The organism is Mumia sp. Pv4-285 (assembly GCF_041320275.1).
GTDB classification, from domain to species: domain Bacteria; phylum Actinomycetota; class Actinomycetes; order Propionibacteriales; family Nocardioidaceae; genus Mumia; species Mumia qirimensis.
Window position 1 is genome coordinate 2,692,494 of the sequence record NZ_CP162023.1, and the last position, 22,320, is coordinate 2,714,813.

The 22,320-nt window shown below is 64.4% G+C and carries 14 protein-coding genes and 1 pseudogene; 4 read left to right on the top strand and 11 right to left on the bottom strand.

The features are described from left to right. The first annotated feature begins 48 nt into the window (after nucleotides 1-48). Complete coding sequence (locus AB3M34_RS12995) at nucleotides 49-1,308, top strand: acetamidase/formamidase family protein (protein ID WP_370614434.1); 1,260 nt, start codon at nucleotides 49-51, stop codon at nucleotides 1,306-1,308. 164 nt (nucleotides 1,309-1,472) lie between these two features. Then, entirely contained in the window at nucleotides 1,473-2,357 is an 885-nt protein-coding gene (locus tag AB3M34_RS13000; RefSeq protein WP_370614436.1) for an HNH endonuclease, read from the top strand. A 22-nt stretch (nucleotides 2,358-2,379) separates the two neighbouring features. Here AB3M34_RS13000 and AB3M34_RS13005 read toward each other — a convergent pair. From AB3M34_RS13005 to AB3M34_RS13015, 3 genes and pseudogenes are all read right to left on the bottom strand, one after another. Further along, a pseudogene (locus AB3M34_RS13005) lies at nucleotides 2,380-2,562 on the bottom strand (nucleotidyltransferase family protein); the annotation flags it as partial. Nucleotides 2,563-2,698: 136 nt separating this feature from the next. Further along, the gene (locus AB3M34_RS13010) at nucleotides 2,699-3,037 is read right to left on the bottom strand and encodes a type II toxin-antitoxin system PemK/MazF family toxin (RefSeq protein WP_370614438.1); all 339 of its coding nucleotides are present in this window, start codon (nucleotides 3,035-3,037) and stop codon (nucleotides 2,699-2,701) included. Then, nucleotides 3,021-3,218 (bottom strand): hypothetical protein, encoded by a 198-nt coding sequence (locus AB3M34_RS13015; RefSeq protein ID WP_370614440.1) that lies wholly within the window; start codon nucleotides 3,216-3,218, stop codon nucleotides 3,021-3,023. Before AB3M34_RS13015 ends, AB3M34_RS13010 begins: the two co-directional genes overlap by 17 nt. Nucleotides 3,219-3,457: 239 nt before the next feature. Here AB3M34_RS13015 and AB3M34_RS13020 point away from each other — a divergent pair, with 239 nt between their 5' ends. Beyond that, a complete protein-coding gene (locus AB3M34_RS13020) occupies nucleotides 3,458-4,162 on the top strand; it encodes a DUF3427 domain-containing protein (protein WP_370614442.1) in 705 nt (234 codons plus the stop codon). 34 nt (nucleotides 4,163-4,196) lie between these two features. On the opposite strand, the gene AB3M34_RS13025 is transcribed toward AB3M34_RS13020, so the two are convergent. The 8 genes from AB3M34_RS13025 to AB3M34_RS13060 all read right to left on the bottom strand — a co-directional run bounded on the left by AB3M34_RS13025 (nucleotide 4,197) and on the right by AB3M34_RS13060 (nucleotide 19,464). Then, nucleotides 4,197-5,336 carry an ImmA/IrrE family metallo-endopeptidase gene (locus tag AB3M34_RS13025; RefSeq protein WP_370614444.1) on the bottom strand — a complete coding sequence of 380 codons (1,140 nt, stop codon included), beginning with the start codon at nucleotides 5,334-5,336 and terminating at the stop codon, nucleotides 4,197-4,199. Then, complete coding sequence (locus AB3M34_RS13030; RefSeq protein ID WP_370614446.1) at nucleotides 5,329-6,063, bottom strand: hypothetical protein; 735 nt, start codon at nucleotides 6,061-6,063, stop codon at nucleotides 5,329-5,331. The genes AB3M34_RS13025 and AB3M34_RS13030 overlap by 8 nt, the downstream gene beginning before the upstream one ends. 123 nt (nucleotides 6,064-6,186) lie before the next feature. After that, complete coding sequence (locus AB3M34_RS13035; RefSeq protein ID WP_370614448.1) at nucleotides 6,187-7,452, bottom strand: Shedu immune nuclease family protein; 1,266 nt, start codon at nucleotides 7,450-7,452, stop codon at nucleotides 6,187-6,189. A gap of 22 nt (nucleotides 7,453-7,474) precedes the next feature. After that, nucleotides 7,475-8,794, bottom strand: coding sequence for a Shedu immune nuclease family protein (locus AB3M34_RS13040; protein WP_370614449.1), 1,320 nt, complete (start codon nucleotides 8,792-8,794; stop codon nucleotides 7,475-7,477). A gap of 52 nt (nucleotides 8,795-8,846) precedes the next feature. Next, on the bottom strand, nucleotides 8,847-12,206 hold the full coding sequence (locus tag AB3M34_RS13045; RefSeq protein ID WP_370614450.1) for a Swt1 family HEPN domain-containing protein: 3,360 nt from the start codon (nucleotides 12,204-12,206) through the stop codon (nucleotides 8,847-8,849). A gap of 1 nt (nucleotide 12,207) precedes the next feature. Continuing rightward, nucleotides 12,208-13,155 (bottom strand): PGN_0703 family putative restriction endonuclease, encoded by a 948-nt coding sequence (locus AB3M34_RS13050; protein ID WP_370620013.1) that lies wholly within the window; start codon nucleotides 13,153-13,155, stop codon nucleotides 12,208-12,210. Nucleotides 13,156-13,157: 2 nt separating this feature from the next. After that, nucleotides 13,158-15,917, bottom strand: coding sequence for a DUF1156 domain-containing protein (locus AB3M34_RS13055; protein WP_370614452.1), 2,760 nt, complete (start codon nucleotides 15,915-15,917; stop codon nucleotides 13,158-13,160). Nucleotides 15,918-16,053: 136 nt separating this feature from the next. Further along, entirely contained in the window at nucleotides 16,054-19,464 is a 3,411-nt protein-coding gene (locus tag AB3M34_RS13060) for a helicase-related protein (RefSeq protein WP_370614454.1), read from the bottom strand. A 774-nt stretch (nucleotides 19,465-20,238) separates the two neighbouring features. Here AB3M34_RS13060 and AB3M34_RS13065 point away from each other — a divergent pair. Continuing rightward, a complete protein-coding gene (locus AB3M34_RS13065) occupies nucleotides 20,239-22,212 on the top strand; it encodes a DEAD/DEAH box helicase (RefSeq protein WP_370614456.1) in 1,974 nt (657 codons plus the stop codon). Nucleotides 22,213-22,320: the final 108 nt, after the last annotated feature.

The following is a 22,320-nucleotide window of genomic DNA, read 5'->3' on the forward strand; positions in this document are numbered from 1 at the left end:
CGCGCACCCGACTCCTCCACGGATCCACCCTTGAACGGAAGGACTGCCATGTCGAACACGCACTGGAGCTCCGTCAGCCGACGGAGTCTGATCGCCGGGAGCGTCGCTGCAGGCCTCACCGCCAGCGTCGCCGCCGCCTCCCCCGTCTCGGCCGGCCAGAAGGGGCGGCCTGGCCGCCCCGGCCGTGCGAAGTGGGACCACCACCTCAAATCCACGCCCGACAATCTCCACCTCGGCGGCTTCCCGATCGACTGGGAGCCGGGCCTTACGATGCGTTCCGGCCAGACCGTCCGCGTCGATGCAGTGTCCCATCAGGGCTTCACCAACGCCTCCATCCATCCGCACGACTACTTCGGTGCGTTCGGCGTGAAGGCGAAGGAGGTGCTCGATGACGGTGTCGCGTTCTGGGAGACGCTTCCGGAGCGCGATGCGACCGGACGTCGCTACGGCGGGCACGTGCTCACCGGGCCGATGTACGTCGAGGGGGCAGAGCCGGGTGACACGATTGCCATCGACATCCTCGACATCGACACTCGAGTCCCCTTCGGGTTCAACAACACCGCGGCGACTGGCGGTGTGATGGCCACGTTCTATCCGGGCTGGCGCGAAGGTGACCAGGGACTCGACATCCCGGCCGAGATCCCGCCTGGCCTCCCTGCCGGCGTCTGGCCCGACGTCCGAACGCACCTCTACCGGACCGGGATGCATCGCGGCGAGGAAGTCGTGTTCTTCTCCGACGACATCATCATCCCGACGCACAAGTTCATGGGGATCATCGCGGTCGCTCCCCCGACGGGAGAGTTCATCGGCAACACGGAGGACGCCCCGCCACCGGCGACCGGAGTCCAGAGCTCGACGCCACCGGGCAAGTTCGGCGGCAACATGGACGTCCGTGACCTGATCGTCGGAACGACCCTGTATCTCCCGGTCTTCCAGCCGGGCGCGCAGATCTTCGTCGGCGACCCCCACAGCTGCCAGGGAGACGGCGAGGTGAGCGGAACGGCAGTCGAGCACTCGCTCGCGGGAACGTTCCGGATCAAGCTGCACAAGAAGGTCGAGACCGAGCTTCCCTGGGCCGAGGACGACGACCACTGGATCATGATGGGCATCCACTGGGACCTTGATCGCGCGATGCGCATCGCCGTCGAGAAGACAGTGGACTTCCTCGTCACCACGCAGGGGCTCACGGCGCCGAAGGCATACTCGTTCGCCTCGATCGCCGTGAACTACCACAACGCTGAGGTCGTCGACCGTACGCAGGTCGTGACGGGCTACATCCCGAAGTCGGTGTTCAAGCGCCGGCGGTGACTGCGCATCGGCGCGGGTGGGTGCTCAGGCCCGCCCGCGCTGGTCGGCGGTGATGCCATCGAGTGGGATGTTGCCGACGACCTTCTCGCCGACTGGTCGGAAATCCGGTGTCACAGAAACAGATCCCTTCAACGGCGGGCCACGCGCTCTGGCAAGCTTCTCCCGTGGACAGCGTCGGTGAGGAACAGCTGCGGCAGCTGATCATGCACGCACTCGCGGAGGCGACCGCGGAGAACGGCTTCGTCACGCGTGCACAGCTGTCTGCGCTCGAGGTCGGCGGGAGACCGCGTCGGCTCATCGACCAGTCGCGCGGGATCTGGAACCCGCGAGACATGGCTGCCACCCTGTCGGTGGTCTCCTCCCCCGACGGCCCGTACGACGACCAGCACGTCGGCGACTCGCTGTTCCGTTACGACTACCGCGCAGGGTCCATCCAGGGCGACAACACGAAGCTGCGTCGGGCGCACGAACTCCAGCTGCCGATCATCTTGCTGCGGAAGATTGCGGCCGGTCAGTTCGTACCGGTGTTCCCGGTGTACGTCGTCGCCGATGACCAGGCCAGCAAGCAGTTCGTCCTCGCGCTCGATGAGAGTCTGCGGTTCCTCAAGGACCCACTGCACCTGTCACCCGACGAGCGGCGATACGCCGAGCGCGTCGTCAAGCAGCGCCTTCACCAGCCGGAGTTCCGCGGCCGGATCGTGCGGGCGTACGCAACCCAGTGCGCCGTGTGCCGCCTCAGGCACGGCCGCCTCCTCGACGCCGCCCACATCACCGAGGACGGTGACGACGCCGGACTGCCGATCGTCACGAACGGGCTGAGCCTCTGCAAGATCCACCACGCCGCGTACGACGCCAACCTGCTCGGCATCTCTCCCGACTACGTCGTCCACATCGACCGCGACCTGCTCGAGGAGCGCGACGGGCCGATGCTGAAGCACGGTTTGCAGGAGATGGATCGTACGCCGCTGCAGCTGCCTGAGCGGCGTACGGAGAAGCCGGATCGGGACCGGCTCGCGCGACGGTTCGCAGGGTTCGGCGCGGCGGGGTGAGCGCGGCCTCACAGGGTACTTTCGGTGACACGAGATCCACGGGACGACCCATCAGTGCCTCCAACTCCGGCCTGAGTGAGAAGTAGTCGTCCATCCCCGCGTCGTCGTCGAACTCAGCGAGGAAGTCGACATCGCTGTGCTCGGGATCGAACGTCGCAGTAGCCGCCGATCCGAAGAGCGTAAGAGATATCCAGCGCCACGAGATCCTCTATTCTCACTGACTCGAGACCTTCTCCGGCCGTTCCCCGGGGTTGAGCACGGGCGGATGTCTCGCTTCTCCGCCCGCGCAGATTGAAGGAACTCAGAAGTGGGGTCCCACCCCGCCTGACGCACAAGGGCAGTTAGATGTCGAGGATGACCCCAAGGACGCCGCGGATCTGATTCAGCACGATCGGGCCGACATTGCCACGTCGGGACTCAACTCGGCCCACCGCAACGGATCGCACGTGTTGGCACTGAGCAGACGAGGCCGCAGCGAGTCCGTTGTGCTGATCGGGCTCGATCACGACCTCGGCGCCACTGTCCCGAATCGTGCGCGTGATGGGAACGACCTGTACGACGTTGGGCCCGCCCCGGAGAATCCGATCGGCGGTAACGACGATCGCTGGCCGTCGCAACCCTGCTTCTGAGCCTGCAGGAGCGCCGAGCTCGAGGTCGACGACGTCACCCGGCGTCAGCATCGAGCCATTGGGACTCGTCGTCGCTCAGCGGCCCGGCGAGATCTCGGCCGATGGATTCCTGCTGGAGAAGCCCCACTGCCCTCGCGACCGTTTCGCCGACCGTCTGGTGGCGGCGCTCCGCCTGACGTCGCAACTCGTCATGTGTGGTGCGACTGATCCGAATGGTGGTGGTGTCGCTCATGCGCTCAACCGTACCGTCGTGTAGACAATTCAGTCTACCCGTGGCAGCTTGGCGTGCGCGGCCGTACCGAGCAAGCAGGAGGACACAACATTCCCGGAAGTGTCAGTGGGATCGGCGCAGTATGCCTCCGACCAATCAAGCACCTCTCTCGGGAGCACATCAGGAACGCGCCATCGATCCGACCTCGGGTCATCAGTGTCATCGCGGCACTCGGCCTCATCGTCGCCCTCGTCGCTGGGATGGGAAGCACACCGGCCTTTGCTGACGAGAGTTCGTCCGACGAGCTGAAGCACGCCACGAGCACGCTTCTCGCCCGCTCGCACACCGAGCCCCTGTCGCGCGACGAGCGTGCCGATGTCCGCGCGGCGTACGCGCTCTTCTCGTCAGTCTCGCTCGCGAACTTTACGCTCCCCCGGTCGGGCAGCATCACGAGGGACGTCACCTACACCGTCGACCCCTACGGCGCAGACTGGATGCTCACCTTCGAGATCTACGCGCGGTATCGGCGGGAGGAGATCCTCGCAGGGTTCGACTACGCGACCCTTGAGCGCGGGCCTGGCTCGCACATGACCGGTGTCGCATGGGCCGAGGCGACGCGTGCGGACCTGCTCTTCGTGATGCTCCACAAGACGGAGGTGCACTTCTCGCCGAACACGATGTACCGAGACTTCGCGCTGTCCGCTGACCAGTTCGCTGGATGTCGCAGAACTCGACTGCCGCCGACCGGCCGTCGCTACCGCGAGCACGCTGAGCGCGGGAGTCACGTCGTGCTGTTCGTACGCGACGTTCAAGAGGACGACTTCGGCACCGGCGCCCCGTACACGTGCCTCGGCCAGGTCGACTACGTAGAGCACACCGGTGAACGGCCGATGGCGATCACCTGGCGCCTCCGCTGCCCCATGCCCGCCGACCTGTACGTCCGCGCCTCCGCCATCGCACGGTAGTGGGTCGAATCCGACAGGGCCTAGCGTCCGCCCGTCATCGCACGACGCTGAGAACCGGGCGGGGATCGTCCTCGCCGAGCACCTCACTCAGATGAGAAGCGGTCCAGCAAAGTTCGATCGCCAATTCTCGTCTGGTGAGCCCATGTCGTTCGGCGAGCTCCAGCGCCTCTCGCAGGAGGGATGGCACCTCACCCTTGTAGGTCGAGATCGGCTCATCACGTCGGAACTCCGCGGCCGCACTGAGTCGCTGATAGGCGCGACGCACCGACAAGTCGGAGACAACGCGAAGCTCACCCATACGGCGAACCAGGGACTCCACCGACACACCCCACTCGCCACTCAACTTCTCGAGTGTCGCGATTCGCATGGCGCGCGGGAGCAGCGGCTCGATCTCTGCTTTCGGCGTCAGGAGCTCGGCGGCGAACTCGTCTGCCTCCCTTTCCTGTTGCCGATCGCCGGGCAGTGGGTTGGTGTGAAGGAGCAGGTGCCCGAGCTCGTGTGCACAGGTAAACCGGTACCGGTAGATCGAACGAGCCCGCTCGGGCGTGATGATCACCAGTGGGCGGCCCAGCGCGTCGGTCGAATACGCGCTGACACGGGTCACGGATTCATTGGTCATTGGAATCAGACTGACCACAACGCCGCGCGACTCCATCGTCGCAACCAGGTGCGGCAGCGGACCCCGCCCGATCCCCCATTCCTGACGAACCAGGCGCGCCGCCTGAGCAGGCGTTGTGCCCTCTCCCACCACGGGCAAGTCCACCTCGGGTAGGCGTATGCGCTTCTCGAGCGCGTACGTCAGTTCCCACAGTTGTTCTGCATGCGTGGCGGCCTTGGCCCGATCCTTTGCCCGCGTTGACCGAAGGCTGCGGAAGTGTGCGTTGGCGGCATCGAGTCGACCGATCGGCCGGCCAGCTGCAAAGAACTCAATCGGAACCTTCAAGATGCGCGACAACTCTGGGAGTAGTTCGGGCCGCGGCTTGGTGGCCCCTGCTTCGTACTGACCAACCGCCGCGGCCGAAACATCGAGCTCGTCGGCCAACTCACCCTTCGTCAGCTCCGCGAGTACCCGGGCTTGGGTGAGACGGGCAGAGTCGAAGGCGCGTGCAACCTCACGGAGGCTGCTCCCACGGTCTCCGAAGAGTTGCAGTTCGCCTTGAGTCTTGTCACTCATCGTCAGATGCGGGAACGTCGGACTCGTCGCCAGGCTCGGATTGGAGACGGATCACCTTCGCCGGGGGCTCGCCCGCGGTAAATGTCTTCTCACCGTCCACGCCCCACGCCGGGCCGGACACCGTGACGTCCATCAAGCTTTCGATGAAGCCCCATACCAAGCAACCGTCGCTGGTGACGGTAACGCCACCCCAGCTCATCGCGTGTAGTCCCATCGGGGAACTTGAAATGGCCACCACGACGACCCTGTTGGCCGTGACCGCGCAATCGCTGATGGCGGCCTCCACCGCTGTCGCAAGTTCCTGCTCTTCGACAGTGAGGCCAGGACCAGGGACGCCCAGGTCGAGCTCCCCCTGAGCCACAGAGCCACCTAGCTCGAACACCGCCACCCGGGCGTCGGAAGTGACGAACGGAGTCGACGCGAGGTCTTCATCCCGGTCGCGCCCGTACCGCCACGGAAACAGCGCGACACCGTTGACCACCGGGATCTTGTAGGGCGCGCGTCCGGGCGGAAGGAGGGTCGCGTGCGGGAGACTGCCGAACTCTTCGAAGCGCTCCAAGACGCCGCGCCAGAACTCGCCGTACACTCCGCGACTCCGGTGGCCAGACGCCTCTTGCGCGTCAGCGGAGGCGGTGTGTTCCTCTCGGACGAGCTCAGCAACCCGCCCACGGATGTGGACACCCTGCGAACCAAATGTCTCGATAGCCCAGCGGCGACCTTCGTCCACGGGAACACATCCTTTCTTCAGGAGACTGCACCCAAGGTATCAGATCGCTTTAGGCATGCGCACGATTGGCACTGTTTCACTTCAGAGGCGTGTCGGGGCTCGTCTGCCTAGAACGGCGGCTCGTCAGAGTCCCACGGGTTCACACCCGCCCCGGAGTCCCTCGGGCCCCTGCCCTTCGTAACCATCAGAGGCCGCGTCCACTGCGGAGGCCTCGATGTGCCATTCGGCCCGCACGACCAACTCGTCAAATGTTATGACCTCAGGTTCGTGCAGGTTCCTGCGGAACAACTCGAAACTCCTGAACTTGTCCGGAACGGGACCACCGCTGTCGCCGGTCAGCTCGTTCAGGGAGCCGACGATCACGTACGACCTAGGCTTGAGGATGAACGTTCCGCTGCCCAACAGCTCCCCGTCTTCAGCTTGGTCAAGGATGTAGTCACCGAGTTCGAGGCTAGCGAGGTGCACGGTCTGCTGGGCTTGGACGACCGCGCCAGCGAGTTCCTTCGACGGACTCCATGCGCCCGATCGGTACAGCTGTCCGAGCAGCGGGGACTGGTGGTGCTTGATCTCCGCGAAGGCCAGAGACCGAACGATCCCCGCGGTGCGGAGCAGTGCGTCAGCGCGCTTGCCGACGCCCTTGATGCTTCGGCCAACGACAGTCTGCTCCAGCTTTCCCTCCTCCCATGAGGTCAAGAGCTGACCACCAAGGCCAATCCCGAGCACCCACGGGTTGGCTTCAAGCAATTGCTGCCAGGCCCTCTCCGGGCCGCCGGCCGCGGCGTTCGCCTCTGCGAACGCGTCGTCGTCATCCAGCCACTGACGCATGGTCGCAGCGACCTCGCGGCGGTGCTGGAGCGCGATTACGTCGCTGGCATTGGCGTCGCTCTCGATCAGAGCGCGGAACGGCTCGGGGTCGTTGGCGTAGACGTTCGCCATCGCCGTGGGATCGGCGAACACGTCGCGGAGCAGTTGGTCGTCAACCCGGACCGTGGTCTCGCCCTCGATCGGGATTGCATCGATGGCCCGCAGCATGTCGATCAGGCTGGCGGCCTGCTCCCGATTGAGTTCCAGTGCTGTCTCCAGACGAGTGAGGTCGCCCGAGGTCGGAACCTTCTGGATGCGGAGCTTCCTGACAGCGCCCGCTTCGCGCGCCACTTGCAACTGAAGCTGTTTGCGCCCACCCGGAGTTGTGTACACCACGTCGTTAGTCCATTCCCACTCGTCGTCTTCGGTCACGACCTCATCGAAGACCCGATGGACATACCTCGCCGGTTGACCACGGTCCCGTCCGAACTCCAGGGTGAAGCTGCGGCTCGCGTATGTCCGTGTCGTGAGTCGGCCCTCGGCGTAAGTGACCTCGTTCGGTTCCGGCAGATCAGCGAACGTCATGGTCGGCACAACGTCCCCCCAATCACGTGGAAGCCTCGGCCACGAGGAAGTCACGGAGCGTCTTCAACTGTTCCAGGATTTCGTCGTAGGTGACGAGGCGGACTCCCGACACGTGCTCGCGGTAAAGGTCGAAAGACTTCTTCTTGTCGTCGGTGTCAAGTTCGCTGAGGCGTCCTGCAACGACGAAGCAGCGGGGAGCGTTGCTCACCCAAGATGAATCGCCAATCCTCGCCTTCGTGTCTGCTTCGTGGCGCGTCAGTTGAAGAGCCTGATCGAGAACCTGGGTCACGGCCTCGCCGATCTCGGACTGGACGCCGTAGACGCCCTCGCGGTAGGCCCGCTTCTTCATCAGCTTGGTGCTGGGCCTCTTGATCTCCACCAGCGAGGCATTGTTCGTCATCGCGTTCCTGAGCAGGTAGTCGGCGATCTTCTTGCCTTTGATCGAGTTGTCGCCCACGCCGATCGGCACTTGGGCGTCGACGAAAACCGTCGGGCCACCGAACAGCAACTGAAGAGCAAAGACGTTCTCCTCGAAGAACTCTTGCCACCAGTCCTCGTTGTGGCCGTCGTCGAGCGCTTTCGCGTACGAGGCAATGAGCTGCTCGAGATTGACGACCTCGATGTCGCGTTGGAGACGAGCCATCTTCGCTGGCAGCTTCGACGCGATCTGTGCAGCGCTCGCGGTGGTGGCCTCGATGAGGGTGTCCTGCTCCTCCTCGTTGAGAGGCACTTCGCCTGAGGCGACTCTCGTCATCCACTTCGAGGTACGCAGGCGCCCGAGAGAGAGCGCCCGTCGCTCCAAGCCGAGGACCTCAGCAAGCTCGTTGTGGACGTGCGTTTCCTTCACGCGACGAATTCCGAGGTCGCCTCGATCCTTGATGCGCGCCAAGTCCGCTCGCAAGGAATCGAATCGGGCGAAGCTGATGCGGAAGGTCGCGCCGACGACTGCGGTATCGCCCGACGAGACGAACTCGATCGCCACACAGTCGGTGCTCTCTTCGATCAGGCCGATGATGACCTCGCACTCCTGCGCGAGACCGAGTCCGTATTCGTAGTCCTTGGTAAACCCGGACGGCAACTCCTCAAGACCGTCGGCTACGTCCCAATCCGGGTCGACATCGGCAGGAATGATGATCGTGGTGATCTTGGCGTACTTCGGAGCGAGGAAGTTGTCACTCCACGACCGCGTGTCAGTGGGATAGATAGTCAGCTGACCCGTGGCCGGATTCGCCTCGAACAACTTGACGCCGGCGGCAAGCCGATCGGCTGCGTCGGTCCCAGGGCCCGGAGTGTCCTTGGGGACGAAGAACCCCTGAATCGCCCCTCGCCCAGTCGTGCGCACATCCAGAGCTCCGCGGTCTCCCGGCTCCCTTCCGAATCGCGCCATTCGTCGATCAGCTTTCCTCGAAGCCTGACTGGTCGAACTTGAGCGTGCGGGCGTTCTCGGAGACCGTGCGGACACGGCTCTCGTTGAAACCCTCGGTGTCGGTGGCCTCGATCTCGATCCGAACCGTGACGCTCGTGTTCTCGCCGGAGCGCAGGTGCGCGAGCACCTCGTCGGCGACGTTCTTGAACTCGAGTGCGATCTTGTCCGAATTGAGCGTCTTGACCCCGTAAAAGCGGGTCGGCCAGACAATGTCGACCTTCGGCCTTGGCGACGGGCCACTGCTAAGTTGTGGTGTGGGCGACGGTCCCGAACCGGCCTCGGGCCCGGGAGCCGGTGCAGGGCCAGGCTCGTCCGACCGCTGCTTCTGCGCGACGTCGGGACGGACGAGAAGGAGCGAGTCGGCTGGGACCGGGGCGCTCTCCTTGTCCTCCGGAGTCCACAGGCCGATGTAGCGCCCGGCCGCCTCGTCGTAGCCAGCCGCGAGCGCGAAGGCGTCCGTCTGCCAGATCATCGGCAGATCGAGGATGCCCGTGTTGAGAACGGAGCGGTCGCGCAGGCGCGGCATGTACGGGTATTGCGAGTACAGGCCCCACAGCGACCCGAGTGAGACGTGGCCGTCCTTCCAGATCTGCGGGACCTTGCCGATCGCAAGACGAATCGTCGCCGCGGCCTGCCGCGTCGAAAGGTCCCCGTCGTTTCCGAGACGCCGCGAGACGCGGTCGGCCAAGGCGTCGGACTGCCCCTCGACCTTGGTCTCCTTGATGAGGAATGGAGCGCCCGGGTCAGGCTGTGCAGGAACCAAGGCCCACGTGAAGCTCTGGAGCAGACGCGCAGTGACCGTCTGGTCAGCCTGAGCCTTCCGCTGGGACGCCTGGTTCCTCTGGTTCTGAGTCAGGTCTAGGTCGGCCTCATTGGCGAGAACGTGCGTCCAACCGAGGTAGTCCCGGGTCGCGCTATTGAGCTCCTCGAGTCGCGCCTCGTCCGCTGCGAGGTAGACAAGCGCGTTGCGGTGAGTTCGGTTCGAGCTGCCGCGATGCTCAGTCGCCTTCTGTGCAAACTCCTTGGCCGCCGAATCCGCTCCACGCTTGTGCGCAACCTTCGGGTGGAGGATAACGAGGCGGGCCTCGTCGGTGTCTGGGATGTCCGCGTTCGACTCTGGGCAGACGTGGACACCGGCGAAGTCGCCCCGTTTGCGGCCCTGATCCTGCAGCCGTCGGACGATCTCGGCCCAGACGTCCTCCTTGTGGAGGCGCTCGGCCTGGTCCTTGGCGGTGCGAGTGATGTTGGGCTGGACGTCATACCAGTACTTGCCCGAGCCCGAGTAGAAGTACGTCGCACGGTCGCCGAGCTGCATCAGCGCGGAATGGAAGTTGCCCGGGACGTCACCGGGGATGGCGGTTCCGAGGAACACCCGCTGGGTGCCGATGCCCTTGTGCACCGATCCCGGCGCGATCGTTGGCGCAGCACCGAAGAACACAGTGCGTGCGAGGCGTTTGGTCAGTGCCCGCTGGCCGAAGAGCGGCTTCTCCTTGTCGATGCGCGCCGGCTCGGAGTTCGAGCCGTCGACATCGGCGTCGATGATCGCCTTCCACGAGTCCTGGAGGTACTGCGTGAGCTCGGAGTTGACGTTCGATGTCGCGAGCGGAATTGACCCGGGCATGATCATCGGCGACTGGTCCTCGCCGGTCCAGAGCGCGTGGATGACGGTGCTCATCAGGCGTAGGACGCCGCGGGTCCGTTGGAAGCGCTCGAGCGACGACCACTCCTCGTAAAGGGTGTCGAAGAGCTCCGGGTGGATCGGGTACGTCCTCTTGATCCGATCCTCGTACGCGCCGTCTCGGGCTTCGCGAGGGAAGTCGTCGGAGAACTTCCGATACATCTCGACGTACGCCCGGGCGGTCGCGCCGATGGCGGCGAGAGCGGCCGCGTCGGGCTGCTTGAAGAGCCGCTGCTTCACGATGTGATACGCCTCGTCAGACGACGCGGGACGCCACTGGTCAGCGACGCGTCGGACGACGTTCTGAAGGCGCTTGAGCGCTTCGAGACCGTTCTGGCCGCCGACCTCCTCAGCGTTGCCGACGGCGATCTTGTCGTTCGCGTCTCCAGTCTCCGATGCCGGGATCGAGATCGCGAGCAGGACACCTTTGGTGCCCTTGGCAGCCTCGGTGAGCGACTGGGCGAAGGTGAACTGGTCGTCGAACGTGCCTCCCGCCAGATCGTCACGACCAACGAGCGAACGGGCGTAGGCGACCCACTCGTCGATGAGGATGACGGCGGGCGCGTACTTCGCGAGCAGCTCGTGGAGAGCGTCGCCCGGGTGCGTCCGGTCTCGATCGGACTTCGCCACGACCGCGTAGGCCTCGGGACCACCGAGCTGCCATGCGAGCTCGCCCCAGATGGTGTTGACCTGGGTGCCGTCGTCCTTGGTCACGCCGGACGGACTGAAGTGGTTGCCGACGATGGCGACCCGGTTGACCTTGCTGGCCGAGTAGCCGTTGGCCGTCAGGAGTTCCTGGGTCTCCTGGGGGAAGTTGCCGACAGGAAGGCCGGCGGCGACATGCCACAGCGAGAGCATCGAGTGGGTCTTTCCGCCACCGAAGTTGGTCTGCAGGTTGATGACCGGCGAGGCGTTGTCATCACCCGCCAGGCGGCGGACAGCTCGGCCGATGAGGTCGCGCAGGCCCTCGGTCAGGTAGGTACGGCGGAAGAACTCGACCGGGTCGGCGTAATCAGCGTCTACCTCGCCGCCCGTCGCCACCTTGTATAGGTCTGCCGCGAACTCTGAGGCGTGGAAGTTGCCGGTGGCGACATCGTCATGGGGCTGGAGAACCTCGCGCCACGGGCGCAGGCCAGCTGCCTCGGGATTGTCTACGGCTGCCTTGAGAACCTTCTTGTCGTCCTTGTCGGCGGTCACGCGGCGGAGATTCAGCCGAATGCCTCGGACCTCATCTGCTTCCTTGGCGGCGCCAACCAGCTTGAGAAGTCGTTCACCGGTGTCGAGGGCGCGGTAGGCGTCGTCGTCGGTGAAGGTCTTGTTGTGCGCCCACTCATTGCGCACCTCGCGAAGCTCGCTGGCAAACGTCTCCCCCGCGCGCCCGATTGCCTGGTTGAAGGGGTACCAGCCCGGCTTGAACCCGGCGGTGATGTTGCCTTCGGTCAGAATCCGAAACTGCACCTGCGGGTCGAGGGCGTCGTACGACTTCGTCGACGGTGCCCCGTTCTTGCTGTCCTTGGCCTGGACGAGCTTCGTCCAGACGGCACCGAGCGAGGGATCTCTCTGGCCAACGACGGTCGCGATGAAATCATCGAGTGCCGGGGCCAGGACCTGAAACATCCGGTCGATGCGGTCGCGATTACTCAACGCCATTTCAGGCACTCCTTCGGGAGGGGCTCAGACTTGATTCTTCGAAGGCCCGCCACGCAAGGTCACTCCACGTCAGATCGACATAGCGTCGGTTGAGCTCCTCGCTCAGTGGGCCTTCGAGGGCTTGCGCAGATCGAGCAGCCGACAAGTACTCGTCCCAGGTGCGAACAACGAGTGCTTCGGCGGCTAGGTGCCCGGCGTAGTCAGAAACGGACCGGCCACCGGCGTGATCCTCGGGATGCATCAGAACCAGAAGGACCGCGTGCCTGTCTGACGGCTCGTCGTGTTCCTGAACTGACTGCGCCAGCGCGTGGCAACGCGTCAACTGCCTGGTGCGATTGTCCCTCACGGCTGCCTCGAAATCAGTCCACAGGGCGCTCCTGCCAGCAAGCGCCACGTACTTGGCCCCACCTATTGCTGCTGTTCTACGAGTCGAGAATCGGTCGGCAAGCTTGGTTTCCAAGGCGACGACCTGCAAGGACCCGTCGCGCGTGCGAAATCGCAGAAGCATGTCGAGGAGTGTCTTGTCGCCGAGCCCATAGCGAGTGCCTTGAGCAGCGAACTCAAAAACAGAAGACTCCAACAGCTCCAAGTCACTTCGGTTCAGCAACCGATTGAACAGCTTCGCGCACGCCTCCGAGCGCGCAACCGCCTGAGCGAGCATGTTGAAGGTAAGGGTCTGACTGGACGTGAGGTATTTCGTGCAACGGATCGGGTCTACGCCCCACCCCTGCTGACGGCGTTCCAGATACCGGTCGATAGCTTCTTGCCCGACGAAGTTCAAGTGCCGTTCTGCCGCCGCGTCTGGCAACACGGAAGCGCAAGGCTGACCCGACACGGCGAGAGTTCCGTAGGCGGAGACGCCTAGCACCTCGGTGCGGTACCACGCTTGGTGAAGCCGGACTCGCCGCATGAATCGCGAGTCAGAAGCCGGAATCGGTCCGAGCACCATGGTCACTCGTCCTCATCGAACTCGAAAGAGCCCTGCGAACTTCCGGGGGCATTCGTGACGGTTCTGGCCACGTCCAGAATCTCGGGCCAAGAGGTGACCAGGCTGTTGAAGCTCAGGGCGTCTTTCGTCCACCCGTTGCTCTCCGCAATTCGGAACAGAAGGTGGGCGAGTTCCTTGACAAGGTCAGGGTCCACCGCGCCATCTCGCCTGCTCAACGCAGCGCGAAGAAAGTCGCCCGCAGGACGGATGCCATCGCGCTCCATAACCTTGATCAAGTGATGGAGCGCCTCCCAGTTGCTCGTATGGGCGTCAGCGACGACGTCGTAATCCCAACTGAGCGACGCAGGTTTGATCAGTTGCACGGTCCCCGCTCTTGACGTCAGGATGCCGTCTCGATCCATCAGGTCGACACTCGTGTTGCGCGCGCGAGCCAGATTGTCTGCGTCGCCGAACTTCCCCGTCCCGTAGCCGTGCTGCCGGTACCAAGCGATGGCGAAGCGGCTCGCGGCATCGAAGTCTCCCTCCTGCTCGTTCAACACTCGATCGAGGATCTCGTTGATCCGGGAGAGGGCCGATCGGACGGTCATCTTGCGACCGTCCGGTTCCAGTACGGCCGAGTAGCGACTGAAGACCGCCATCCCCGGGCCGATTGCCGCCTGCGGCAGATCAACCGGCGCGATTCGGCCCTGCTGCAGGCGACGAAGCGCGTCGGGCAACTCCGCTTCGAGTGCGGCTATGAAGCCGCGGCGATCGGTCGTTGGTGAGCTCTCCCGCCTGGGCCGAAGGGAGAGAACGATGGAGGAGGCCAACGCGTTGTTTCCGCTAGCGATCATCCGGTTGCTCATCTCGGATCGATTAGGCCACGTGGAGGTGATCTCCCAACCGGCGCCGATCATCCCCTCAAGCAGGGTCTCCCAGCCTGTGGACGCTTCACCGCCCTCATCCGCGTCGCTCTGCTTGAACGCGTACCAGACTGTGATGGGGTACTCGTCGCTGGCGGCTTCGCGAGCACGTGCGAAGACCTTCCGGAAGCCATCCTCGAAGAATGACTTCGCGCCGCCCTTCCCATCATGCCTGTAAGGATTCGCGACCAGTTCCTCGGCCTTGGGGACGAGCAGCGTGGCGAGCAAGTCCGGGTGAACATCACGCAGCGTCCGGCGCAGCCACACATAGAAATAGTCCGAAAGATCGGAGTAGCCGATGTTGTCGTAGTACGGCGGATCGGTTGAGACCACGAAGTTGTCGTAAGAACGAGTCGATGCGTCGGCCTGCTCAACAGTGCCGGGCGCTGCCGGCACCAGTGCGGCGACCACGCCGGCTACCCAGGACAATTGACTCGCGACACTGCCTGACAACCCCGACACTAGGTTCGACTCGACGTAATCCCACACCATCGGGATGGCCTGCCGAGCGAAAACGTTGCGGGCCGTGTCCCTTCCGGAGTGCCAACTGCAGATGGCCGATGAGTAGTCGGTATTCCGGCTGATGGCCAGCCCCAGGTATGTCGCCACCGCGTCCGCGTATTCGGACGAACCGCCGTCGCTCATGACTTTCTTGCGGGTCTCGGCGACGAGATCACTGAACGTCGTCAATCCGACCAGCTGACGGTTGGTGAATAGATCGGCCCAACTGGTCATTCCGTAGTTCGGGGTCTTGAAGTCTCGGGGATTGTTGGGAAGGTCCCCAGCGGGAACGTCGTCGGGCCGCTCGACGGAGGCTGCAACGATGTGATCTTCAGTAGGCCCCAAGTAGAGGCGTTGGCGATTCCCCTCAGCGACGATCGCCATCAGCTCGGCACCCATCCGACGCGCACGCCCCTCGGCGCGGATGTAATTCAGCGGGACTGCCGTCTCGCATGCCACGCAGCGCCCGCCCGTTCGGCCCACCGTGCCATCCGCTTCATCCGTGGGCGCCTGCGTCAGGGCGTGGCCAACGTCAAACTTGACCCGGATTCCGGACGGACGAGTCGGGTCACCCACCACTGTCGGGATGATGAAGGCCTCTTTGCCCTTCTTCTTGCTCAGCCACCAGGACCTCGCGAGCGGCATGTCGATTCCGCAAGCGGGGTTGGGGCAGGCGACCGTCCGTGCCCATACCCAGGCGATCACCGTTGCCGTCCCTCCACTGGGAAGGGGAGCCTTGGGGTACATGGCGCCGAGCCGATCCTGCGCCGCGTCGCACATCCACGCGCCGTACGCGCGGATGTCCGCGGCGAGGCCGGCGGCACCTGCCCACTCCGTGATCTGCGTTTCCGCTAGACCCGGGAAGGTTGGTGGCTGGTCGCGGAACTTGGGTGGGATCTCAATCAGTGCTTTGTTGATAAGCGCAGCAACGGGGTTGAGGTCCGACGCCAACGTCTCAAGACCGAGGCGCTGAGCCTCGAGTGGGATCGTTCCGCCGCCAGCGAATGGGTCAAGGATCGCGGGAGGCGCACCGCCCGTCGACTTAAGGATTTCCTTGCGGGCTTCTGCGAGCAACTTGACGTCCCGAACGTTTTCCCACGCAACCAATCGCTCGATCAGAGCATGCAGTCGCTCGCGCTCGTTGCGCTGCAGTTCCTCGGTGGGGAACTCATCAGGGAGGGAGGAGGGGTCATCGACCAATTGCGCGAACAGCACTGCGCGAGCCGCCGCAAGTGGGCGCCGCGCCCACCAAAGGTGCAGGGTCGACGGATGCCCGTGCCGGATCGACTTCTCCCGAGCAGACTCTCGGTTGATCGCCTCCAGCGGCAGAGCCACCTCGATCAGCTTGCGCTTGTGCACTAGTTCCCCGACCCCTCCGTGCCCGAGTTGACGGGCGAACCTCGCCGCCGATGCGACGCGTGATGTGTGCATGAACTTACCGGTGGGCCCGACAGTTCGGCATGGAACGCGAGTGATTGGTGGGGCCCAGAGAGCATCAGAACGGCGCCGTGCCCTTCACCCACGTCTTGGCCCAGTCCCCGCGGATGCCGGTGGCCTCGAAGTCGCCGAGGTCGGTGGTGGCGAACGGGTCGTCTAGGTAGCGGACCTCGTCGTAATGCGCTCCGCGCTGATCGACCCTGACCAGCGCGAGGCGGTAGCGCGGGACGGCGTTCTTGCCGGTCATGACCTCGTTGTGGGTGACGAAGAAGTCCTTGGCGCCCTCGATACGGGCCTTTACCTCGATACGGTACGTGTCGCCGTTAGCGTCGGTCGAGAGGATGTCGAATCCCTTGTTGTTGAACGCCTGCTCGACAGGCTTCCGACCGAGCTCGCGCTCCCGTGCCAGCACAAGGTCGACGCCGCGGCGCTCGACCTCTTTGGTCTCCTTGGCGTGGATAGGTGCGGTGGCCGGGATCTCGCCTTCGAGCATCCCGATCGGCAGCACCAATGCCGCGGTCACGATGTGCGGCGGCTTGGTCGACATGAGCTGCTGCTGGTCCAGCAGCGCGAGGCGCTTGCGGAGACGGACGTCGAGCTCGACCGCCTTGCGGTTGAGGCTGTCGGAGGACTCCTTGGGCTTCTCGCCCTTCTGCTCCTTCTCCGATGCCACCGCTGCGTCCAGCAGGAGCCGCTCACTCTCGGAGCTGAGGCGCTTCGTCACGAGGTCGCGTGCCTTCTCGAGTTCCGCGAGCCGCCGGGGCTGGACCTCGGCGAGGTACTCAGGGAGCTGGTTGGCGATGATCCAGCTCATCGCCTTGTCCTCGGCGTCGCCGAGCCAGGCCAGGCCGCGGGCAGCGTCGACTGCCGGACCGGCGGGTGCGGCTACGCAGTCGAGGTACGGTGCCGGGCCAGCCGAGCTGACGGTGCCGAAGTGGTCGACGTAGGCGTAGCCAAAGCGTCGCGCGACCGAATCGCCGGTGGCGTCGGCGACCTCCTCGACGACTCCGACCAGCAACTGGGGCTCCTCAATTGTCGACGAGACGAGGATGGTGCCCTGGTTGAGTGCGCCGCCGAAGTTGCGGATCGCCTCTCCCATGACCGCGTCGTGGAGAGGATGGCCCGGTGCGAGGAGGTCCGCGCGACTCAGATCGCCCGGCTGGACGTGGGCCAGATCAAAGGTGACCCGGTCGTACTTGGTGGCGATCGGTCCCTTCCCGGCGGAGCGAACGTGCTGCGGAACATTAGGGATCTCGTAACGTCCCTGCTCTCGCTTGACGATGCGACCGCCCAGCTTGGTGAACGCGGCCTTGAACGCGAGCTCGATGTAGTGCGGCTGGAGCCGGCGGGCTCGTGCCTCGTCCATGGCGGCACGCAGTGCGTGGAGGTCCGCATCTGCGAGGTGCTCGGAGGCGAGGGCACGCTCGTCAAGGAGGTCCTTGAGTCCGTCCCCGACGGAGGCGTCGATGACCTCGTGCATCTTCGCCTTCACGTCCTCGCGCTCGCCGTACTGGATCGCCTCCAACAACAGGTTGCGCAGCGGAATGTCGGTGAAGGCTTCGCCTAGGACGTCGAAGACCTTGCCGCCGTAGGTCTCGCGCATCTGGTCGAGTTTCTCCAGCAGTCGGGTGAAGACCTCACCCTCGCGAGTGTTGGATGCCACGAGGTTCCAGAGACGGCAGACCTCCTCCTGGCCGATGCGGTGGACGCGACCGAATCGCTGCTCGATGCGGTTGGGATTCCATGGAAGGTCGTAGTTCACCATCAGGTGCGCGGCCTGGAGGTTGAGCCCTTCACCGGCAGCGTCCGTGGCCAGCAGGATCTGGCAGTCGCGGTTCTTGGTGAACTCCTCAGTGATCTGGCGACGCTCAGTGCGCCGCACGCCTCCGTGGATCGCACGGACGGCGTCGGGCTTGCCGATGAGTGAGCCGATCTTGCCCTGGAGGTAGTCGAGGGTGTCGCGGTGCTCGGTGAAGATGATGAACTTCCGCGGCCAGCCGTTCTGGTCGGTGACGAGCGCGTTGTCTTGAAGGATGTTGGACAGCTCAGTCCACTTGCGGTCGGTGCCGGCTTCGCGGACGAGTCGCGCGGTCTCGATGAGGTCCGCGAGCTCAAGGAGTTCGGCGTTGAGTTCCTCGACCGTCTGCGCTGCGGTGGCGGCGTCAAGAAGCTCTTCCTCGGCCGACTCGATCTCCTCGGCATTGAACTCATCTTCATCGATCTCGCTCAGATCGATGCCCGGCTCAGCGTCGCGGTAGGTGCCGTTCTGGATCTCAAGCTTCTTTCGCTCCAACCGTTCGGAGCGTCGTACGAGGCTCTTGTAGATCGCCTCGGGGCTGGACGCGAGCCGGCGCTGGAGGACGGTGAGCGCAAACCCAACGGTGTTCTTGCGCTTGCCGCCGATCCGTTCGGCGCGGTTCATCCCCTCGCGGACGTAGTGGGTGACGTCCTCGTAGAGGTCGTATTCCAGCGCGGTCAACTCGTACGGGACGGTCTCGGCAATGCGCTCGGGGAAGAGCTTCTTGCCCTCGAAGGTCAGGAGGTCCTCCTTGACCATGCGGCGCATGATGCCGCTGACATCGGCGCTCTTCTTGTGCCTGCCCTCGAACCGGTCGCGGTCGAGCAGGGTGAGGAAGAGCTGGAAGTCCTCCTCCTTGCCCGAGTGCGGAGTCGCGGTCATCAGGAGCAGGTGGCGGGTGATCTGGCCGAGGATCTCACCGAGAAGGAACCGCTTGGTCTTGCGGAGCTCGCCGCCGAAGTAGTGCGCCCCCATGCGGTGCGCCTCGTCGACGATGATCAGGTCCCATTCGGTCTCCTTGAGCTGCGCCTGCAGTTGCTCGTTGCGGGAGAGCTGGTCCATGCGGGCGATGAGCAGTGGGTTGGTCTCGAAGACGTTGAAGTTCGCCTGGGCGTCGATGAGCTGGTTCGTGAGCAGGTCGAAGCGGAGCCCGAACTTGAAGAAGAGCTCGTCCTGCCACTGCTCGACCAAACCTCCCGGGGCGATGATCAGGCACTGCTTGACGTCATCGCGGAGAAGAAGCTCCTTGACGTAGAGGCCGGCCATGATCGTCTTGCCGGCACCTGGGTCGTCGGCGAGGAGGAACCGGAGCGGAGTGCGCGGCAGCAGTTCGCCGTACACCGCGCGGATCTGGTGCGGGAGCGGCTGAACATCACTTGTAGCCACTGCCAACATCGGGTCGAAGAGACCAGCGAGCGAGATGCGCTGGGCCTCGGCAACGAGTTTGAAGTCACTTGCGGCGGCGGCGAAGGCACGGCTGCCGCTCCGGGCGATCGTGAGGTTGTCCTGGTCCTTGCGAAACACGACCTGCTGACCGAGCCCGCCGGTGGCGTTCTTGTAGGTCAGTTCGAGTGCATCCGTGCCGTGCCACTGCGCGGCGATGACGGTGATTACCTCGGCGGGGATGAGACCGTCGATCCGCAGACCGGGCTTCAGCTCTTCAAGCCGCACGAATGAACCTCCTGGTTGACAGCCCCACGACCGTACTTCGCTGCCCGGACAAGTTTGCCCATCTCGCGGAACTCGTCGGGGCCGACTATTAATCTTCTCAGCAACCCAACCGATTCAGCAGGGAGACATGGACCGAGCAGAGCGTCAGCACCTCAAGGGTGTAGCCGACGATGTCAACGGCTGGGCAAAGCGTGCCGCGCGAGTGGTCAGCGATCGCCAGCACATCACGGGCGACGCCGTGAACGCATCTGCGGGACTCACTCGCCGCGTCACACCGATTGGGCTGAACGGCAAGGTCCTGTGGCGGACACTCAACTTAAGCCCGTCCGACGGGGACCCAGTTACCGCGATGGCCCGCGCCCGATCCCTCCCCAAGCCCACCGTCGATGTCCAACGAACGATCGACGAACTGACAGGTGAGGCGATCACGGGAGCCTTGCATGCCACGAGGGCATTGTTCGGCACCCGACGCGTGTTCGCAGGTAAGGCCCGCAAAGGCGCCGCGGCCGATGCCGCCGAGTTCCTGACTCGCGTTCATGCGCGGATCAGCACCTCGAGATTCCTCGCTGATTTGCAGCACCTCGAGAAGTCGCATGAGGGGAGGTTCGCTCTAATCGGTGTGTCGTCGGTGCTAGAGGACTACGTCGGGTTCAGCGCTCAGCTCGGCGGCAAGGCCGAGATCATCGCACGCGATAGCCTGGATTCCGCCATCGCCTGCATCACGGCGATCGATCGTGCTCTTCAACGTGAAACCGACTTCCGGCGTCCGTCACCTTGGCGGCCAAGGCGGTCCGGCAGGGTGAAGCGCACAAGCTCATCGCTGATATGCCCGTTGAACGTCTCAGGGAAGCCACCAACGGGCAACTGCGAATCAACGCTCTCACGAGCGCTGGCCTCTCGAACGTGCAGCAGGTCCTTGACCAGGGCGCACGGATCCTGGCCCTGCCGGGCGTCGGCGAGACGACCGGCACCCGCATGCTCGGCGCGGCACGCTCGATCTGGCAGACGACCATCGACGAGATGCCCGTCCGCATCGATATCAAGAATCGCTCGGCGGCTACGACTGACCTACTCAGAGCGCTACGTGCGTGGGACTCCGCCCGATCGATCAAGAGTGGAACTTCAGTGCTCGCTGCAGCCGAGTCACTTCGTCCCGTGTTGACTTCATTGGACCGCGAGACGTCCCACGTCGTTGTCATCCCTGGGACTCGGTCGGTCGAAGATCTCTACGCTGCCATCTCCGGCCTCGACCGCGGCACGTCTCTCCTTTCCGGGGGCGGCGGCGATCTGGGGAACGGCGACCCTTGGGATGACTTCCTTTCCCGGCCGGCTGACTACTACGCGATGCTCTCCGAGCTTGGCTTCCTGTCCGACGACGAGGATAAGAGCCGTGGCGATCTCTCCGCCGAGATCGTGGAAGCCGTTCGCGCTCTCAAGTTGGAGACGGCGCACCTCAAGGCTTCGCTGCGCGGCTACCAGTCGTTCGGCGCGCGGTTTGCAATCGTCCAGCGCAAGGTGATCCTCGGCGACGAGATGGGACTCGGGAAGACTGTTGAGTCGCTTGCCGTGCTCACTCACCTGCGTACCAAGGGCTCGCATCATTTCCTCGTCGTTTGCCCAGCGGCTGTCGTGACCAACTGGGTGCGCGAGGTGGGCACCAAGTCTGACCTGCGCGCTCACCGCCTCCACGGGCCGCGGCGCGACAGTTCTCTCACCTCCTGGATCCGCAACGGCGGCGTCGCGGTCACGACGTACGACAGCCTCGGCTGGCTGGAGGGCCAGGTCCCCGACAAGGCGAAACCCGCGTGCCTCATCCTCGATGAGGCGCACTACATCAAGAACCCCGATGCCCAGCGCACGCGGCGATCCCTCGGCCTGATCCGCCGCAGCGACCGAGCTGTCTTGTTGACCGGCACGCCTCTCGAGAACAGGATCGAGGAATTCCGAAACCTCATCGGCTACCTGCGCCCTGACCTCACTGTCAGCGCGACCGAGTTCTCGCCACGACAGTTCCGCAAGCAGGTCGCACCTGCCTACCTGCGACGGAACCAGGAGGACGTCCTCACGGAACTTCCGGCACTCGTCGAGGTTGACGAGTGGATGCCGCTGTCCGCCTCGGACGAGAAGCACTACCGGGCTGCTGTGATGGAGGGAAACTTCATGGCCATGCGCCAGGCGGCACTGCGCTCAGGCGCCAGGTCCGAGAAGATGCAACGCCTCCTCGACATCGTCGAGGAGGCCGAGGAGAACGAACGGCGGGTTCTCGTCTTCTCCCACTTCCGCGACGTACTCGATGACGTCGCTTCGATTCTGCCCGGAAAGGTCTTCGGGCCGCTGACCGGATCAGTCCCTGCCGCGAAGCGTCAGGCGATGGTCGATGAGTTCTCCCGCGCACCGCATGGCGCCGTGCTGGTCGCGCAGATCGTCGCAGGCGGTGTCGGTCTCAACATCCAGGCCGCCTCTGTCGTCGTCATCTGTGAGCCCCAACTCAAGCCGACTACAGAGTGGCAAGCAATCGCACGGTCACGGCGCATGGGCCAGCTCGATTCCGTCCAGGTGCACCGGCTCCTGTCGGAGGACGGTGTCGACCGGCGGATCACGGAGATCTTGGCGCGCAAGAGCGGCCTCTTCGCCGAGTTCGCGCGCGTCTCGGAGACGGCGGACAGTGCTCCTGAAGCCTTCGACATCTCCGACGCTAAGGTCGCCCGGGAGATCGTCGCTTCGGAACGTGAGCGACTTCTGAGCTGATCTCTAGCTGACGGCCGACGTTCCAGCGGATCCGGGCGTTCTGCCGAGGATGCGCTCACGGCTATGCCCGGTTAAACGTCCCGCTTCAACGCTCGGAATTCAGAATGG

Bases quoted from the DNA above. Each gene is read 5' to 3' on its own strand.
- AB3M34_RS12995 (WP_370614434.1), top strand. From the start codon at position 49: ATGTCGAACACGCACTGGAGCTCCGTCAGCCGACGGAGTCTGATCGCC.
- AB3M34_RS13020 (WP_370614442.1), top strand. From the start codon at position 3,458: ATGGGAAGCACACCGGCCTTTGCTGACGAGAGTTCGTCCGACGAGCTG.
- AB3M34_RS13050 (WP_370620013.1), bottom strand. From the start codon at position 13,155: ATGGTGCTCGGACCGATTCCGGCTTCTGACTCGCGATTCATGCGGCGA.
- AB3M34_RS13010 (WP_370614438.1), bottom strand. From the start codon at position 3,037: ATGCTGACGCCGGGTGACGTCGTCGACCTCGAGCTCGGCGCTCCTGCA.
- AB3M34_RS13015 (WP_370614440.1), bottom strand. From the start codon at position 3,218: ATGAGCGACACCACCACCATTCGGATCAGTCGCACCACACATGACGAG.
- AB3M34_RS13025 (WP_370614444.1), bottom strand. From the start codon at position 5,336: ATGAGTGACAAGACTCAAGGCGAACTGCAACTCTTCGGAGACCGTGGG.
- AB3M34_RS13045 (WP_370614450.1), bottom strand. From the start codon at position 12,206: ATGGCGTTGAGTAATCGCGACCGCATCGACCGGATGTTTCAGGTCCTG.
- AB3M34_RS13035 (WP_370614448.1), bottom strand. From the start codon at position 7,452: ATGACGTTCGCTGATCTGCCGGAACCGAACGAGGTCACTTACGCCGAG.